The 16,469-nt window shown below is 69.7% G+C and carries 6 protein-coding genes; 2 read left to right on the forward strand and 4 right to left on the reverse strand.

All coding sequences use genetic code 11. The features are described from left to right. Nucleotides 1-354: 354 nt before the first annotated feature. The 4 genes from ACVTJA_RS32025 to ACVTJA_RS32040 form a co-directional block, all read right to left on the reverse strand. Nucleotides 355-4,530 (reverse strand): nSTAND1 domain-containing NTPase, encoded by a 4,176-nt coding sequence (locus ACVTJA_RS32025; protein ID WP_465825340.1) that lies wholly within the window; start codon nt 4,528-4,530, stop codon nt 355-357. Nucleotides 4,531-4,719: 189 nt separating this feature from the next. Continuing rightward, the gene (locus ACVTJA_RS32030) at nt 4,720-7,017 is read right to left on the reverse strand and encodes a S8 family serine peptidase (protein ID WP_465825341.1); all 2,298 of its coding nucleotides are present in this window, start codon (nt 7,015-7,017) and stop codon (nt 4,720-4,722) included. Nucleotides 7,018-7,329: 312 nt separating this feature from the next. Further along, the gene (locus ACVTJA_RS32035) at nt 7,330-12,648 is read right to left on the reverse strand and encodes a trifunctional serine/threonine-protein kinase/ATP-binding protein/sensor histidine kinase (protein WP_465825342.1); all 5,319 of its coding nucleotides are present in this window, start codon (nt 12,646-12,648) and stop codon (nt 7,330-7,332) included. Between the two features lie 64 nt (nt 12,649-12,712). Further along, nucleotides 12,713-13,945: a cytochrome P450 gene (locus tag ACVTJA_RS32040; RefSeq protein ID WP_465825343.1), complete on the reverse strand. Its 1,233-nt coding sequence runs from the start codon at nt 13,943-13,945 to the stop codon at nt 12,713-12,715. A gap of 187 nt (nt 13,946-14,132) precedes the next feature. On the opposite strand from ACVTJA_RS32040, the gene ACVTJA_RS32045 reads away from it, so the two are divergent. Together ACVTJA_RS32045 and ACVTJA_RS32050 are read left to right on the forward strand one after the other, a co-directional pair. Next, nucleotides 14,133-15,338, forward strand: coding sequence for a patatin-like phospholipase family protein (locus ACVTJA_RS32045; RefSeq protein ID WP_465825344.1), 1,206 nt, complete (start codon nt 14,133-14,135; stop codon nt 15,336-15,338). Nucleotides 15,339-15,347: 9 nt separating this feature from the next. Beyond that, the gene (locus tag ACVTJA_RS32050; RefSeq protein WP_465825345.1) at nt 15,348-16,463 is read left to right on the forward strand and encodes a nitroreductase family protein; all 1,116 of its coding nucleotides are present in this window, start codon (nt 15,348-15,350) and stop codon (nt 16,461-16,463) included. The last annotated feature ends 6 nt before the right edge of the window (nt 16,464-16,469 follow it).

Genomic DNA, 16,469 nt, shown 5'->3' on the forward strand with positions numbered 1-16,469 from the left:
CTCTTCCCCTTCGGCTGGCGAAGCCGACTCCTCCTCGGAGGGCCTGACCTCGGGGCGCTGCCTGGGCGGCACCCTGATGTCTGGCTTCTTCGCGACCGGCCTCCTGGCGTGCGTCTTCTTGTGTGTTCGAGGTGGAGGGGGTGGCGGCGGCAGGGATGGAACGACCCGGAGCGACACCCCTGGCTGCTGGAGCGTGATGACCCGTGCCACGTCCTCCCTGGGAGGGCGCGAGGTGAACCAGAGCACGAGACCGAGGACGCAGAGATGCAGGACGATGGAGATGACGACGCCCACGCGGACGCGAGACCTGGGCCCCTGCCCACGACCAAGGACAGACTCGAACATGCCTTCCCCCTACCTGCTCTTCGACGCGGTGAGCGCCTGCGACACCGACAGGCGCTGCCCGCCCGTGTCTGTCCGGGTGGTGCAGTCGCGCTTCGTGTGAAGGTAGAACGTGCGCTCCTCGCAGGTCAGGACCCGCCCGGCGCTCCAGCTCGAAAGCCGGGCCGCGAGAGGTTCCCCCAGCGGGCGCGTCCAGACGCGAATCGTGCCATTCCCGGTGGGGGTGTAGAGGAGCGAGTCATCCGCGCTGAGCCAGGCGCCCCGAAGCAGGCTCGTCTCACCGAAAGGCCTTGAGAGGAATTGACCGGAGTCCGCATCCCAGAGGCAGGGGATGTCCTCCCGGTAGGTGGTGATGACTCGCTTGCCATCCGCGCTGAAGCGCGCCTCCCCCACCGGGCCGAGGGTCTGCCCCGAGAGCGTGACGAGGGGCCTGCCCGTGGCCGCATCCCAGAGGCGTGCCGTGCCGTCCATGCCGGCGGTGGCGACGCGCGATCCGTCAGGGCTGAAGTCCACCTCCGCCACCAGGCCGACATGCCCCGAGAGGGTGGCGAGGAGCCTGCCCGTGGCCGCCTCCCAGACACGCGCGGTGTTGTCCATGCTGGTGGTGGCCACTCGCGTCCCATCCGGGCTGAACCGGGCGGTCAGCACCTCTCCCGTGTGCCCCGAGAGCGTGACGAGGAGCCTGCCCGTGGCCACATCCCAGAGGCGAGCCGTGTCGTCCATGCCGGCGGTGGCGATGCGCGCTCCATCGGAGCTGAAGTTGGCGGACCACACCCTGCCGATGTGTCCCGCGAGGGTGACGAGGAGCCTGCCCGAGGCCACGTCCCAGACGCGCGCCGTGCCGTCGACGCCGGTGGTGACGACACGCGTCCCATCGGGGCTGAAGGTCACCCCCTGCACGGGGCCGGTGTGCCCCGCGAGGGTGACGAGGAGCCTGCCCGTGGCCGTATCCCAGACACGTGCCCTGCCATCATCGCCAGCGGTGACGGCGCGCGTGCCCCCGGCGCTGAAGTCCGCCGTGGTGCCTGCCAGCGTGGTGGCCAGCTTTCCGGAGGCGTCCCAGATGCGCGCCGTGCCGTCGACGCCGAAGGTGACGATGGACTGGCCGTCGGCGCTGAAGCTGCCCCCCAGCACCGCCTTGGTGTGACCGGAGAAGGTGTTGAGCAACACGCCGGAGTCCGCATCCCAGAGGCGTGCGGTGCCATCCGTGCTGGCGGTGACGACGCGCGCCCCGTCCGGACGGAACCCCGCCTCCACCACGGGACCGGTGTGCCCCACCAGGGTGACGCGGTGCCTGCCGGAGGCCGCGTCCCAGAGGCGCGCCGTGCCGTCCAGGCTGGCGGTGACGATGCGCGTGCCGTCAGGGCTGAACGCGGCGCCCTGCACCGCGCCGCCATGTCCCTCGAGGATGGCGAGGAGCCTGCCGGAGTGCGCGTTCCACAGGCGCGCCGTGCCATCCGCGCCTGCGGTGACGACGCGCATGCCATCGGGGCTGAACCGGGCTTCGGACACCGCTCCCCGATGTCCCGAGAGGGTGACGAGCAGCCTGCCGGATTCGACATCGTGGATGCGCGCCTTGCCGTCCGGGCCGACGGTGATGGCGCGAGTGCTGTCCGGGCTGAACATGGCGAACCCCGCCTCCTCGGAACCCCTGACGAGGATGCGGAGGGGCCTGCCGGAGGCGGCCTCCCAGGTGCGCACCGTGCCGTCACGGCTCGCGGTGATGATGCGCAGGCCGTCGGGGCTGAAGCGGGCCTCGCCGACCGCGTCGGTGTGTCCCGAGAGGATGGCGAGGGGTTTGCCGCTGGCCGCGTCCCAGATGCGCACCGTGCCATCCTGACCGGCGGTGACGACGCGTGAGCCCTTGGAATCGAAGCGGGCGCTCCTCACCGGCCCGGAGTGGCCCTTCAGGGTGACGAGGGGGCTTCCGGAGGTCACGTCCCAGATGCGGACCAGGCCCTCGCTGTTGGACGTGATGACCCGCGAGCCATCGGGATTGAAGCCGACACGGCCGACGAAGCTGGAGGTGTCGCGCAGGACGACCCGGGCCGGCTCGAGCTGCCACTCGGACAAGGCCCTCTCCACGTGTTCCGTGGGGGCGAGACGGTAGGCCGCCTGGATGAGGAGGAGGCTGCGCTGCGGGTCCTCCTTGAGTCCCAGCAGGGCATTGGCCGTCAGCTCACGCGAGAGCGCCGTGTCCCGCTCCCGGCGCGCCTGCGCCCAGAAGGAGAGGATGCCTCCCGAGCCCACCAGCAGCACCACGAGCAGGAAGCGCAGTCTGCGCGTCGCCCTCCGCGCCACCCGGGCCCGGGCCGCCTCGGCCCGCCTCCCCTCCTCGGCCACGCGTGCGAGCTGCTGCGTCTGCTCGAGCTCCGCCTGGCGGCGATGCTCCTCCGCGCGCTTCTCCTCGTCCCGGCGCTCCACGCTCGCATCCAGGAACTCGCGCTCCCCTGCGTTCAGGGGCTCGGGGTTGCCGGAGAAGCACTCCTCGGCCTCCAGGAGGCGGGAGCCGGTGAAGAGGTAGCTGGCGTCGCGTTGGTGCTCCGTCCATTCATGGGTGGCCTCCGTCAGCCGGCGGTGGATGAACAGCTCGCGGCGGTTCTCGTCCAGCCATCCGCGCAGGGTGGACCATGTCTGGATGAGGACCTCGTGTGCCACCTCCACGGTGTTGTCAGTGACGACGACGAGCCGGGCCTCGGGGCCCGACAGCGTTCGGAGGACGTGCTCGACCTGGGGAGCATCTACCCCGGGGAAGTCCAGCTCGCTGGAGTGGATGCGCCGTCGCGTGTCCGGAGTGCCCTCGCCCAGCGCCGTCAGCCGCAGGAAGAGCCGCTTCGCAATCTCCCGCTGTGGAGCGGTCAGCGCCTCGTAGCAGGCCTGTGCGCGCCGCTGGAGCGCTCCCGCCACGCCGCCGCTCGCCTCATAGGCGGACAGCGTCAACCAGGCACCGTTGCGAGCCCGCCACAGCTCGTAGAGGGCGTGCTCGAGCAGGGGCAGTGAGCCGGGCTCCTGGGAGACGTCCTTCAGGATGGCGCTCACCAGCCCACGCTCCAGGAAGGCCCCCACGGCCTGGGTGGGCCGGGTGATGGCGTCGCGGAGGGACTCCGGGCCCATGTTTCCCAGCAGGACTTCGTGGTCCTGCAGCAGGGTCCGAAGCGTGGGGATGCGCAGGCTGCGCTCGAAGAAGTCCGCGCGCAGGGTGACGATGACGCGGATGGCGCCGCCTCCGTGCTCGACGGCATCCCGCAGGTTGGCGAGGAAGGCCGTCGCGGACTTCGAGAGGCTCCCATCCGGGGCATGGGTGAAGAGCTCCTCCAGTTGGTCCACGACGAGGAGGAAGGTGCCCGGGTGCTCGGCGGTCAGGGTCGACACCGCCGTCCTGAAGGCATGTTCCTCCGAGGCGAGCCGCTCGCGGAGCGCCTCGGCGGTGGCCAGGCGGGCCTCGGGAGGAACCAGCGTCGCGAGCTGGTCCGCGAGCGCTCGGAGGGGACGGCCTCCCGGCGTCATCGTCCGGGCGCGCAGCGGCGCGTCGTCCCCCCAGCCGGAGTCCTCGAGGCGAGGCAGGACGCCGCCGAACACCAGCGAGGACTTGCCCACTCCCGAGGCGCCCACCACCGCGAGGAAGGGCGCGAGCCGCAGCCTGGCGAGCACCGTCCCGACTTCCGCTTCGCGGCCGAAGAAGAACCGGGCGTGCCGCCTACCGAAGGGCAGCAGGCCCCGGTAGGGGGCCGGCTCGTCCGGGAGCTGGAAGGTGTCGTTCTCGGGGGCCTGTCCCTTGATGCCCGCCACCAGCCGCTGGAATGCGGCGTCGTCGTCCAGCCCCGCGCGGAAGTCCACCCAGGTCCGCAGGGCCAGGAAGCCCGTGACGTCCTCATGCTTCGCGCCGGGGAGGAGCACGGGAATGACGCGGTACTCGTCGCGGGTCCGCACCGCGTTCGCCAACGCGACACGCAGCTCCTCGTCGCGCCAGTGCGCGTTGACCGAGGCACCGAAGAAGACGGCCACCGCCTGGCTCTTCGCCAGCGCCGACTCCAGGCTGTGCTGCCACGTCGTTCCTGGCACCAGTTGCCACTTGTCCAGGAAGGGCCGCAGCCCGGCTTCGGACCTCAGCCGCTCGGCGAGGACCTCGACCGCGGCCTTGTCCTGGCTGTTGTGTGAAAGGAATACATCGAAGCTCCCCCCTCGCATCGCGCCCCCTACCCGCTCGAGCCCGTGCCCACCCTCCCCCAAGGTGGACACGTCCCTGCTGGAGTGAGGTTCCCCCCGGGCCGTTGTGACCACGCTCCAGGCCGTGGCCCCGCCAGGGAATGAACCCCTGGAGTGTGCCTTCGCTCCAGGCACGTGGCCCCTCGCGAGGCGCGCGCCGCAGGCCCCTCCTCAGTGCCCCCGCGGCTTCGAGGGTGTGTAGATGACCGTCGGTCCCGACGGCGGCGGCCTCGGAAGCCGCAACTGAGCGCGATCCGGAACCAGTCGCCAGGTGATGCGGCCCACCTCCTGCCCCTCATGGAGCTGGCGGATGGCAATCTCGTATTTGTTCTGACGCAGCGCTGGGGGGATGCAGACCATCAACGCGGCGGGAATGCTCGCCATCGCGGGGAAGAGCCACTCGCCCAGCAGGTGGTGCCCGGTGGCCCTGATGGGCAGCGTCGGTATCCGGGTCTTCTCCTCCTTGTCCTCCCTGAATTGCGGCGGCAGCAGCCCCATGCGCTCCCGGATGGGCGACTCCACTTCCAGGTACACCCGTGCTTCCTGCGGCAGGCGCGCCACCACCTCCAACGCCATCTTCCGCGCGATGTCCGGCGCTCCCGTCACCAGGAACGGCAGCCTCACGAATTCGGAGCCGCAGCCCAGGTTGTTGTCCACGGTGAAGTTCGGCTGGTTGCCCACGACGTGGAAGTTGCGCCAGGTGACGTTGTGGTTGTCACGGATGAGCCTGAGGAAGGTGTCGAAGTCCTTGAGCTCCGCGGGCCTGGGGGCCGGGTTGGACGCGGTGCCCAGAAGCGCTATCAGGCAGAGGTAGCTGGGGTCGGAAAGCTGGGTCCGCCAGATGACCGGTGGGAGGAGCGTGAGCATGTCCCCGGCGGGCAGCGTGGGCAGCGTCACCGAGTCGATGAGGTGCCAGGGGACCGAGGTGATGAGCGTGGCGACCGGAGCCCAGTAGACGGTGGCTTGCACGTCGGTGGCTTCCCCCCCACCCCGGTTGCGAGCGCGGATGTAGAGGTAGTTGGTCTGGCTGGCCCGGACCTCGTAGCCCAGGGTGGCATCGTTGGCGGTGCCACCCTGCTCTCCGAAATCCGCTTCGGCATCGGCGACCGCGTCGGGCCTGAGGATGAGGTCCGGGCTGGCGCCGAGGGGGCCCGAGCTCCGCGCTCCCGTATCCCCCACATGGTGTCTCAGGTAGACGTCGGGGATGACATTGAGGCTGTCGCGGGCGATGCGCTTCAAGTCCGGCATCACGCCGATACCGTCGGTCTGGGAGGCCGAGGGCGTGCCGAGGGCGGGGTTGCCCAGGATGGCGCGAAGCTGCCAGGCACTGAAAGGGTGGCCCATCGCCGCCAGGGCCATGCCCTGGGTGGAGAGCGCGGCTCCCGCGATGATGGCCGCGGCGCTGGAAGTGCCGCTGAAGGTGGAGGTGTATGCGTGGGGCGAAGTGCCCGTGGTGCTCTCGACCTGTTCGCCCCAGCCATAACAGTCGATGCGGCTTCCGTGGCAGGAGTCCGGCAGTCGGGTGTGCGGAGAGGAGGAAGAGGCGGCGCCAACGATGATGGCCCCCGAGTCCTTGAAGCCAACCGCGGCGCCCCCGGACCGATTGAAGACCTGCTGGCCCCGGGTGTCCATCACGGTGTCCAGGTCGAGCTTTCCGTTGCCCGCGGCCTCCACCACCACGATGCCCAGGGCGGTCGCCATGCGGATGACGGCGTAGACGGCGGGCTCTATCTCGACCGGAACATCGTCGAAGCCCCACAGCCGCGTCTGCGCTTCCAGCAGGAGGACATCGCCGAATCCCATCTTGAAGACCGCATCCATGATGGCCTGCGCGGTGTTGAATCTGTCGGGCGCGAGCCATTGCGAGACGACGCGCACGGACTCGAGGTTGGGGGTGATGCCGACACAGCCCACGTCGTTGTCCACGGCGGCGACTTCGCCCAATACCGACGTCCCGTGAGAGATGTATTCCTTGTTGGCTCCAGAAATCTTTCGGATTTTGTGCGCCTCGAGGTCCTCGTGTTCGAGCCTCCAGCCCTGCTCCAGGTCCACGAAGCCGAGCCCCTTGCCATCACCGCCCGGCACCGTCCAGGCGAACTCGGCGTCAATCCCATCCGGCGCGGGGCGCAGGTAGCCCTGGCTCTTCGCGTGCGGGTCATCCGAGGCATCCACCTTCGGGGGCGCGACAGGTCCGGGCTCGACGTAGGCCTGCTCCACGGCTGGCGCCGCCAGGAGACGCTCGACCATCTCTTCCGGCTCCATCTCCGCGGGAATCTCCAGGGAGAAGTATGAGGCGAGGTCCACCGGCTGATAGGTGGGGTCCATCTCCACGGCAAGCCTCGTCAAGGCGCGCAGCTTCTCGGGGGACTGGCGGAACAGCCGTGTCATGTGGATGTCCGGGAGCTTCGCGGCCAGAGAGGGCTTTATCTTCTGGAAGTCCTCCGGCGTCGGATTCTCGGGTGGATCCATCCAATCCCTGAGCTTCACCACGACCCAGGGTGGGAGCGGGCTACCGCGCTCTGCCTTGGGCCTCGGCTTGCTCCCGCCCTTGCGCCTGACCTGCGTAGGCCTCAACATGTCAACCCCTCCTGGACGCACGTCGGCCGTACGAACACGGCCGTCGTCCCGGGGAAGTTGGTAATCACCTCCGTCCCAGGAGAAGTGGCGAGAAGCCATCCAAGCCCTGGCGGGGTTCCTTCGAAGTCCTCCCTCCCACGGCGAGCGCCGCGAGAGGCGGAAGAGGCCTGACGTTGGAGCGCCTCCTGGTCGTGTCGGCCGTCGTCACGCCGTGGTGCGCTGACGCCGGGGGAAGGTGATGACGAACTCCGTGGAGTCGCCGGGCACCGTCTCGACGCCAATCTCTCCCAGGTGGGACTGGATGATGTCGTAGCAGATGGACAGCCCCAGGCCGGTGCCCTCCCCCGCCGGCTTGGTGGTGAAGAACGGGTCGAAGATGCGGCCCACGACTTCCTGGGGGATGCCAGGGCCGTTGTCCTGGATGCGGACCTCCACCTGGTTGCCCAGGTTCTTCGTGCGGATGCGCAACCTGGGCTTGAAGCCCGGCCTCCCGCTGCGCAGCTTCTCGCGCGTGGCGTAGCACGCGTTGTCGATGACGTTCAGGAAGACCCGGCTCACGTCCGACGCCGACAGGAGGATCAGCCCCACCGTCGAATCGTAGGAGGCGTCGAGCTCCAGGTTGAAGTCCGGGTCCTTGCCGCGCACCGCGTGGTACGCGAGGTGGACGCTCTCCGCCACCAGGGCGTTGAGGTCCGTCTCCACCTGCGTGCTGCCTCCGCTGCGCGAGTGCAGCAGCATCCCGTTGATGATTTTGTCGGCGCGCCGGCCGTGCTCCTGAATCTTGGCGGCGTTCTGCTTGAGGATGCCGGTGAGCTCCTGGACCGCGCGGCTGGCCGGCGTCCCGGTCTCCTTGAACTCCTCCTCGAGGTCGATGGCCGCCGACACCGACAGCTTCGCGAAGTTGTTGATGAAGTTGAGCGGATTCTTGAGCTCGTGGGCGATGCCCGCGGTGAGCGCGCCCAGGGACGCGAGCTTCTCCTGCGTGACGAGCTGGCGCTGCGTCTCCTTGAGCCGCTTGAGCGTCTCCAGCAGCTCGTCGTTGCGCTCGCGCAGCTCGCGCGTGCGCTCCTTCACGCGGTTGTCGAGCGTGTCGTAGAGCCGCGCGTTCTCGATGGAGATGGCGGCCTGCGCGGAGAGCAGCTCGAGCACCTTGCACCGCTCCGGGGTGAAGGCATCCGCCACCAGGTTGTTCTCCAGGTAGACGACGCCCACGAGCTTCTTCTGCCGGAGGATGGGCATGCCCAGCACGGACATGGGGCGGGCATTCACGATGTACGGGTCCGCCTGGAACTGCACCGCCTCCGCCGCGTTGCCCAGCACCACGCTGGCGGCCGTGCGCTCCACGTAGCGGACCACCGCGGTGGACAGGTCGGCGCGGTCATCCACCGGGGTGGTGTGGATGTGGACCTGTCCCCCGCTGCTCGGCGCTTCGACCAGGAGGGGCGGGTCTCCGGACAGGATGAGGAAGCCGCGCTGCGCCCCGGCGCTCTCGATGAGGATGCGCATCATCGCGCGCACGAGCTCGTCCAGCACCAGCTCGCCGGAGATGGCCTGCGAGGCATTCATGATGGCCATCAGGTCCAGCGACGCGCTGGTGGGGCCACCCGCGACGGGGAACTCCGCGCCGTCTCGCGGCAGCAGCTCCTTGAACTCCGTGTTCAGCTTCGCGACCTTCGCGTCCGCGCCCCAGCGCACGTAGGCGTAGCGCGCGTCGAGCAGGTACGCGCGCGCGAGCTTGCGCCGGCCGCGCGAGAGGTAGAAGCGCGCCGCCAGCTCGTTGCCGATGGCCTGGAGGTTGATGAAGTCATGGCGCGTCGCGGACTCGATGGCCTGGTCATACAGCTCCATCGCCTCCTGCTCGCGGCCACAGATGCGGGCGTCCTCCGCGCGCACCAGCAGCCAGCGGTGCTCGAAGTTCTCCGGACAGCTCGCGCTCCACTGTTCCAGGCGCTTGAGCTGCGCGTCGATGAGGCCCCGGTAGCGCACCTGCTCCTCGGGGGAGAGCGTGGGCCACGCGGCCGCCGCGGCGAGCGGGACGATGAAGCTGAACTCCGTCTGCCGCAGGTTGCACACGAGCATCGGGACGAACGGCTCCGACCTGGCGCCCAGCGCGAGCGCACGCGCGTAGTCCCCCAGCGCATAGGCCGAGTGCATCTCGTGGAGCAGCAGCGTCGCCACGTTCATCGGGTAGTGGGCGAGCTTCTTCTCCAGCGACTCGGCGTCCAGCTCCTCTCCGGAGCTGGTCCGCGCGACGCCCTTCGACAGCAGGGCGAAGGTGCGCTCGAAGCACCGGAAGGTGGTGCTCGTGTCCCGCTGGTTGAGGCGCTGCTGGAGCTCGGCATGCCGGCTCGCGCGCTCACGGAGGCCGTGCAGCTCCTCGCCCGCGAGGAAGCCCTGGTCCATGGCATGCATCATCGCGAAGCCCGCGTAGACGACGCTGCCGGACTCCATGCCAAGGGTGAAAGCGCGCTCCAGGTACGGCCGGCCCTCGCGCATGTGCTTGCGCCAGGGGTTGATGTAGCCGCCGAAGAAGTTCAACACCGTCGTCCGCGTGCCCGCGTCGTCGAAGCGCTCCGCCAGGCCCAGGGCGACGCGGCCCAGCTCGTACGCCGTCGCCGCGTCTCCGGTCATCCCTCCGTGCATCATCCCGTAGGTGGCGTACCCCAGGGAGGAGCCGGCCGCGTTGCCGTACTCGAGGGAGAGCCGGACGACGATGGCCGCGAGCAGGCCATACAGCGCGAGGTTGTCGCCCGCGTACATGGTGGCCCGCGACACGAGCAGGATGCGCGCCCGGTGGTCCGGGTCCTTCGCCTCCTCGAAGTCCAGCAGGCTGCTCACGGGACGGCCCGCGAGCTTCGCCTGGAGCAGGCCGCCCACCACGCCCAGCTCCGCGGCGAAGGCCGCCTCGTAGCCCGACGCCGGAATCTCGATGCCGGCGGCGAGCAGCGCCTCGCGCCCGGCCTGCGCCGCGGCGGTGAAGGCGCCCCGGCTGGTGAGAAGCCCCGCCCGCTGGCTGTGGAGCTCGCTCTTCTGGAGCTGGGACTGCGCATGGGCCAGGAGGCGCTCGAAGTCCGCCTCGGCGGCGTCGAACTGGCCCAGCAGGTAGAAGCACTCCGCCCGCAGGCGGTGGAGCGAGTGCGTCAGCTCCCGCTCCCGCTCCCAGCCGTCCTCCGGCAGCAGGCCGATGCTGGCCTCCAGGTACCGGAGCCCGGAGGAATACGCCGCCGAGGCGCGGGCGCGCGTCCCCGCGAGGAGGCCGAGCCGCGCCACCCCGAGCCGCTCCTCGCGCGTCTCGATGAGGTCCGCGGCCACCAGCAGGTGGTCGACGATTTCGAAGACGTGCGTGTCCAGCTCCTCCTTCGGGGTGTGCTCCATGAGGAGCCGCCCCACGCGCAGGTGCACGGCCTTCCGCTCCGAGGGGTCGATGAGCGAGTAGGCCGCTTCCTGGACGCGGTCGTGCAGGAACGCGTAGACGGCCGTGCGCCCCGTCGCGGGCGAGGAGCCGGGCTCGTCGTCGCGCAGCGGGGCGACGTACTTGTACGCGTCGCCGATGGGCACCAGCAGCCCCTGCTCGAGCGCGGGCCACAGCTCCGCGGCCACCACCTGCGCCGGGAGCCGGCTCACGGTGGCGAGCGTGTCCAATGCGAAGGTGCTGCCGATGCAGGCGGCCAGCTTCATCACCCGCTGCGAGGGCTCGGCCAGCGCGCGAATCTTGTCGGCCATCAGCTCCGCGACGTTGTCGGTGATGCCCTCCTCCCGGATGCGCTCCAGGCTCCAGCGCCAGCGCCCCTCCTCCGGAGCGAACGTCACGAGCTCACGCGCGTGGAGCGAAGTGAGGAACTGGTTGACGAAGAAGGGGTTGCCCTCCGTCTTGTGGAAGACGAGCGACGCGAGCGCGTCCACCTGCGGCTCGCCCTCGCCTCCCAGCGTGTCGACGATGAGCTGCCGGACGTGCTCCAGCCCGAGCGGCTCGAGCGCGATTTCCCCTCCAACGCTCCCTGCCTTCCGCAGCCCCTCGATGACCTCCATCAGCGGGTGCGCGTCGTAGACCTCGTTGTCCCGGTACGCGCCGACGAAGAACAGGTTGCGGCTCTCCGAGTCGTGCAGCAGCCGGGACAGCAGGCTCAGCGAGGCCGAGTCGGCCCACTGCAAATCATCCAGGAAGAGCGCCAGCGGGTGCTCCTCGCGGGCGAAGACGCGCACGAACTGCTGGAAGACGATGTTGAAGCGGTTCTCCGCCTCGGAAGGCCCGAGCTCCGGCACCGGGGGCTGCGGGCCCACGATGAGCGCCACCTCGGGGACGACGTCCGTCACCACGCGCCCGTTGGGCCCGAGCGCCTCGCGAATGCGCTCCTTCCACCGGGCCACCGTGCGCGCGTCCTCGCCCAGAATCTGCCGGATGAGCTCCCGGAAGGCCTGGATGAACGCGCCGTAGGGCTCGTTGCGATGTTTGTCGAACTTGCCGGCGCTGTAGTAGCCGCGGCGCGCGACGATGGGCTTGTGGATTTCGTTGACGAGCGCCGACTTGCCCACGCCGGAGTAGCCGCTCACCAGGACGATGGTGGCGGCCCCGCGGCTGGCGCGCTCGAAGGCTCCGAGGAGCACCGCCTTCTCGGAGTCCCGCCCGTAGAGCTTCTCGGGGATGCGGAAGGTGGCGGAGACGTCGTGCCGGCCGGGGACGAAGCCGTCGAGCGTGTCTCCCAGCCGCAGCCGGTCCGCGCACTCCTTCAGGTCCTCCGTCAGCCCGTAGGCGCTCTGGTACCGGTCCTCCGCGCGCTTGGCGAGGAGCTTGAGGACGATGTCCGACAGCGCGGGCGGAACCTGCGGACGCAGCACATGCGGCGGCGTGGGCTCCACGGCGATGTGGCCGTGCACGAGGGACACGGGGTCCGCGGCCTCAAAGGGCGGCCGTCCCGTCAGCAGTTGGTAGAAGGTGACGCCCAGCGAATACAGGTCCGAGCGGTAGTCGACCGCGCGGTTCATCCGCCCCGTCTGCTCGGGCGAGATGTAGGCGAGGTTCCCTTCCAGGCGGTGGATGCTGCGCAGGACCTGCGTCTCCCGGTCCAGCCGCGAGGCGAAGTCGAAGTGGGTGAGCTTCGCCTCGCCCGTCCGCCGGTTGTAGAGGACGTGGGCCGGCTGGATGCTCTTGTGGATGACGCGGTTGCGGTGGAGCTCTCCGAGCGTCCGGGCGACCTGGGCGATGATGCCGATGGCCTCCAGGGGCTCCATCGGCCCCTCGGCGAGGAGGCTCGTGAGCGGTGGGCCGCCGGAGTCCTCCAGGACGAGCACGTGGCGGCCGCCCTCCCGGGTCAGCCCCAGGGATTTGACGACGCCCGGGAGTTGAAGCCCGCTCGCCAGCTCATGGCCGTAGCCAAGGCGGGCGAGCTCCTCCGGGCTCGGGTACTCCTGAGTGAAGCGGCGCAGGAGGACCGGCTGCCCGTCGCTCCTTCTTGCCCGAAGGAGCACCGTGCCGCCGTCCTCGGCGAGCACCTCCGCTTCCGTGAAGCCCGGGATGACATGCATTGCGTTCGCCTGCTTTCGCCCTTTCGCCCCGCTGTTGGCGAGCGCTCCGGATGCTACCCGCGGCTCAGGCTGGATCCCACTCCACGGTCAGGTGCTTGAGCCACCGGAGCACGAGGTTTGTCGTGTAGTTCAGCTCGGGGGTCGGCGGGAGGCGGAGGTTCGGCAGCCGCTGGAGCAGCGTCTCGATGGCGATGCGAAGCTCGATCCGCGCGAGCGAGGCGCCGATGCAGAAGTGGGGACCGCGGCCGAACGTCATGTGCTGGCTCGCGTTCTCGCGGTGGATGTCGAAGGTCTCCGGCTTCTCGAACTGCGTCTCGTCCCGGTTGGCCGAGCCGAAGAGGAGGATGACGCGGCTCCCCTTGGGGATGCGGACGCCCGCGAGCTCCACGTCCGCCGCCGCGGTGCGGAACATCGCCGGGTTCGAGGTGTCGTAGCGCAGCCCCTCCTCGACGGCCTGGGCGATGAGCCCGGGCTCCCGCAGGCAGGCCTGGAGCTGCTCGGGGTGGCGGAGCAGGTGCACCATCGTGTTGCCGATGGCGCCGGTGACGGTTTCATGGCCGGCGAAGAAGAGCTGCATGGCCGTGCTGATGACTTCCTGCTCGCTCGCCTGGGCCTCGCCCTCCGTCCCAGCGGCCGCCAGCACGCTCAGGGCGTCATCGCGGGGGTCCTTGCGGCGCTGCTCGAGGAGGCCGGCGACGTAGTGGTAGAGGGCGGCGGCGCCCTGGGCGCAGGCCTTCTGGTGTTCCAGCGGCAGTCCCGGCGTGTTGAGCGTGAGCCAGGCATCGGACCACTTCTTGATTTGATGGCGGTCCTCGTGCGGCGCGCCGCACAGCTCGACGATGATGCTCAAGGGAAGCTCGTAGGCGAAGCGCGCCATGATGTCGGCGCGGCCCTCCTTCGCGAAGCCGTCCACGAGAGCGCCCGCGACCTGGCGGATGCGCGGCTCCAGCTTCGCCATGCGCTGGGGCGCGAAGACCCGGCCCACCAGGGCGCGCAGCCGTGTGTGGGAGGGAGGGTCGTTGTTCACGAGCCCGGGCGCCTCGTTCGGCATGGGCATCAACGCCTTCACCTCGGACGGGAGCTGGACCAGGGCGACCTTCGAGGAGAACCGCTCCGTGTCCTTGGCGGCCTCGTTGATGTCCTCGTAGCGGCTCACGATCCAGGCGTCGAACATCGGACTGAAGAAGACGGGCGCCTGGCCGCGAGCCTTTGCGTAGGTGGGATAGGGATTGTCGAGCTGGGAGGGGAGGAACGGGTTGAACTCGACCGCTCCCGCCTGAGATGGATCATGAGCCATTCGGAGACCTGGGCAAGGCGTGGAGGCACCGTGAGGCACCTGGGAGCATACCCACCCCGCCCCATGACTTCCACGTGAGTGCCCGGCTGGTCCCTGGGGGCCGTTGCGCTTCCTGACGCGGGCAGACCACAATGCGCCGCGCCAAGAGAGGCCAGCGTCGCTGCGCCCAGGGCACAGGGGAGCCTTCATGAACATCCTGTCGTTTGACGGCGCGGCCAGCACCTCGCTCCAGATCCGCATGCTGAAGTACCTGGAAGAGGAAGTGCCCGGGTTCCTGGATCGGGCGGAGTTGTTCGCGGGAGCCTCGGACGGGACGCTCCTGGGCGTCTACCTCGCCTCCCGGCTGCATGGCCCGAATCGCATGAAGCCCCTGGCGGCAATCAACGACGCCATCGAGTTCAGCAACGAGATGGCCGCCTCGCTGCACGCGTCGCTGTGGGGCACCCTCATGGCGGCCATCGGCATCCAGCCCCTGCTCTCCCCGGGCCTGTTCTCGGACGAGAACAAGTTCCAGAAGCTCGTGCAGCAGCGCTTCGGGAACGAGACGCTCGGCGACATGACGAAGGCGGGCGTGAAGCTGGTGGTGGCGAGCTTCAACATGACGGAGAAGCGTCCCCAGATCTTCCAGAACTTCGGGCCGACTCCCGACGCTCCGGAGCGCACGCTCGCCGAGCTGGCAATGGCCAGCTCCGCCATGCCCCTGATGCTTCCGCTGCCGGGCTATCTCAACCCGAAGCGCCCGTGGGACCGCGACTACTACCTCGACGGCTCGCTGGCCACGAACAACCCCACGATGTCCGCCGTGGCGGCCGCGGTGAATGCGCTCTGCGTGCGCGACGGTGCACGCGCCCGTTTCCACCCGGTGAACCACCCCATCGACCACGTCGTCGTGGCGTCGCTCGGCTCGACGGTGACGCGGCGCGATTCGGGCCGTCACGGCCCGCTGGACGGGGGCATCGAGCATGTACGCGTCCCCCCGCTGCCGGTCATGGTCATCCTGAAGGCGCTCTCCAAGCTGCTGCCTCGGGGCAAGTTCGTGAAGAGCCTGGACTGGGGCTGGCTCCAGTGGCTGCTCAACTACGAGTTCAACCTCATCGACCTGGGGCTCTACGCCTGGTTCCAGAACGCCATGGACACCGTCGCGCTCCAGTGCGGCGACCTGCTCCACCCGGACCAGTACTGCCGCTACGCGCCCGGCATCGACCAGATGCAGCTCCTGCTCCAGCTCCTCTTCGGCAACACCGAGGAACTGCTCAAGTCGATGGACCAGGAAGCGGCGAGGCTCCGCGAAGGCCCCGGCTTCAGGAGGCTCGTCGCGTGGGCCCAGGGGGAGTGGATGCAGGCTCCCCTCGTGGGCGCGAAGCCCGGCCTGCGTGTCGCGGCGGAGGGCTGACGCCGCGTGATGAGCCCCAAGCCGGCCACGTCCCTCGTGCCGTGTCACGTTCCGCTGCCCGCGCTCGAGCGCGTCGTCATGGCCGCCATCCGGGCGCCGAGCACGGAGAACTGCCAACCCTGGAGCTTCTCGTGGGATGGCACCGCGCTCTCCGTGCGCCATGTGCCGGAGCGCTCGCGGCACGTGCTCAATCGCGGTGAGCACGCCACGTACGTGACGCTCGGCTGCGTCCTCGAGTCCATCGCCCTCGCGGCCACGGCCGAGGGGCTCCAGGCCCACGCGGCGCTGTCGCTCGACTCCGGGCCGGGCGCCGTCTGGGCGACGGTGGGCTTCAGCGCGAGCACGCGGGACGTGCATCCCCTCGTCGAGGTGCTGCCCACGCGAGGGACGGACCGCCGGCTGTTCCGAGGCGGCTCCTCCTCGCATCCCGTGTTCGACGTGCTCAGGCGCGACGCCGGGGACTTCGCGGGCAGCGGCCTGCACCTCGCCTCGCGCTTCTCGAAGGAGCTGCTCGACTACCTCACGGAGGCGGAGACCTACGTGTGGCGGCACGAGGACTCGCTGCGCGACGTGATGCGGTGGATGCGCCTGTCCCGCGAGGAGCTGGAGCGGACGCGGGATGGCATGCCCTGGAACACCTTTGGCTTCGATATCCCCGAGCTTCGCGTGCTGGGCCTGTCGCGCTCGCCGCTGCTCGGTAGTGAGCTCGCCGGACGTGTGCTGGGCGCGACCTCGAAGCGCTGGCTGGCCTTGCAGCTGCGTTCCTCGGCCGCGCTGGTGTGTATGACAGCGCGCTCCACCCGGAGGGAGGACCTGGTCGACGCGGGCGCGCTGGGCCTGCGGGCCTGGCTGCGACTCAACCAGGCCGGGTTTGGCGTCCAGCCGCTCACGAGCCCGGCCCTGCTCGCCTACAACGCCGTGACGGACCACCTGCCCGCGACGGCCCGCCCCGAGTACGTCGCGCTCCTCCGGAGTGGACCGGAGCTCATCGCCCGGTGCTTCAGCGCCCCGGACACCGAGCTTCCCGTGTGGATGCTCCGCACGGGGCGCTCTTCACCGCTTCCGCCCCATCAGCGCGCTCCGCGCCGCGCGCTGCATGAGGTGCTCTCCGTGACGGGCGGCTGAGCCCGA

Source organism: Pyxidicoccus sp. M6, assembly GCF_055568925.1.

Coding starts and splice junctions, on each gene's coding strand:
- ACVTJA_RS32025 (WP_465825340.1), bottom strand. CDS start 4,530: ATGCGAGGGGGGAGCTTCGATGTATTCCTTTCACACAACAGCCAGGAC.
- ACVTJA_RS32030 (WP_465825341.1), bottom strand. CDS start 7,017: ATGGATCCACCCGAGAATCCGACGCCGGAGGACTTCCAGAAGATAAAG.
- ACVTJA_RS32035 (WP_465825342.1), bottom strand. CDS start 12,648: ATGCATGTCATCCCGGGCTTCACGGAAGCGGAGGTGCTCGCCGAGGAC.
- ACVTJA_RS32040 (WP_465825343.1), bottom strand. CDS start 13,945: ATGGCTCATGATCCATCTCAGGCGGGAGCGGTCGAGTTCAACCCGTTC.
- ACVTJA_RS32045 (WP_465825344.1), top strand. CDS start 14,133: ATGAACATCCTGTCGTTTGACGGCGCGGCCAGCACCTCGCTCCAGATC.
- ACVTJA_RS32050 (WP_465825345.1), top strand. CDS start 15,348: ATGAGCCCCAAGCCGGCCACGTCCCTCGTGCCGTGTCACGTTCCGCTG.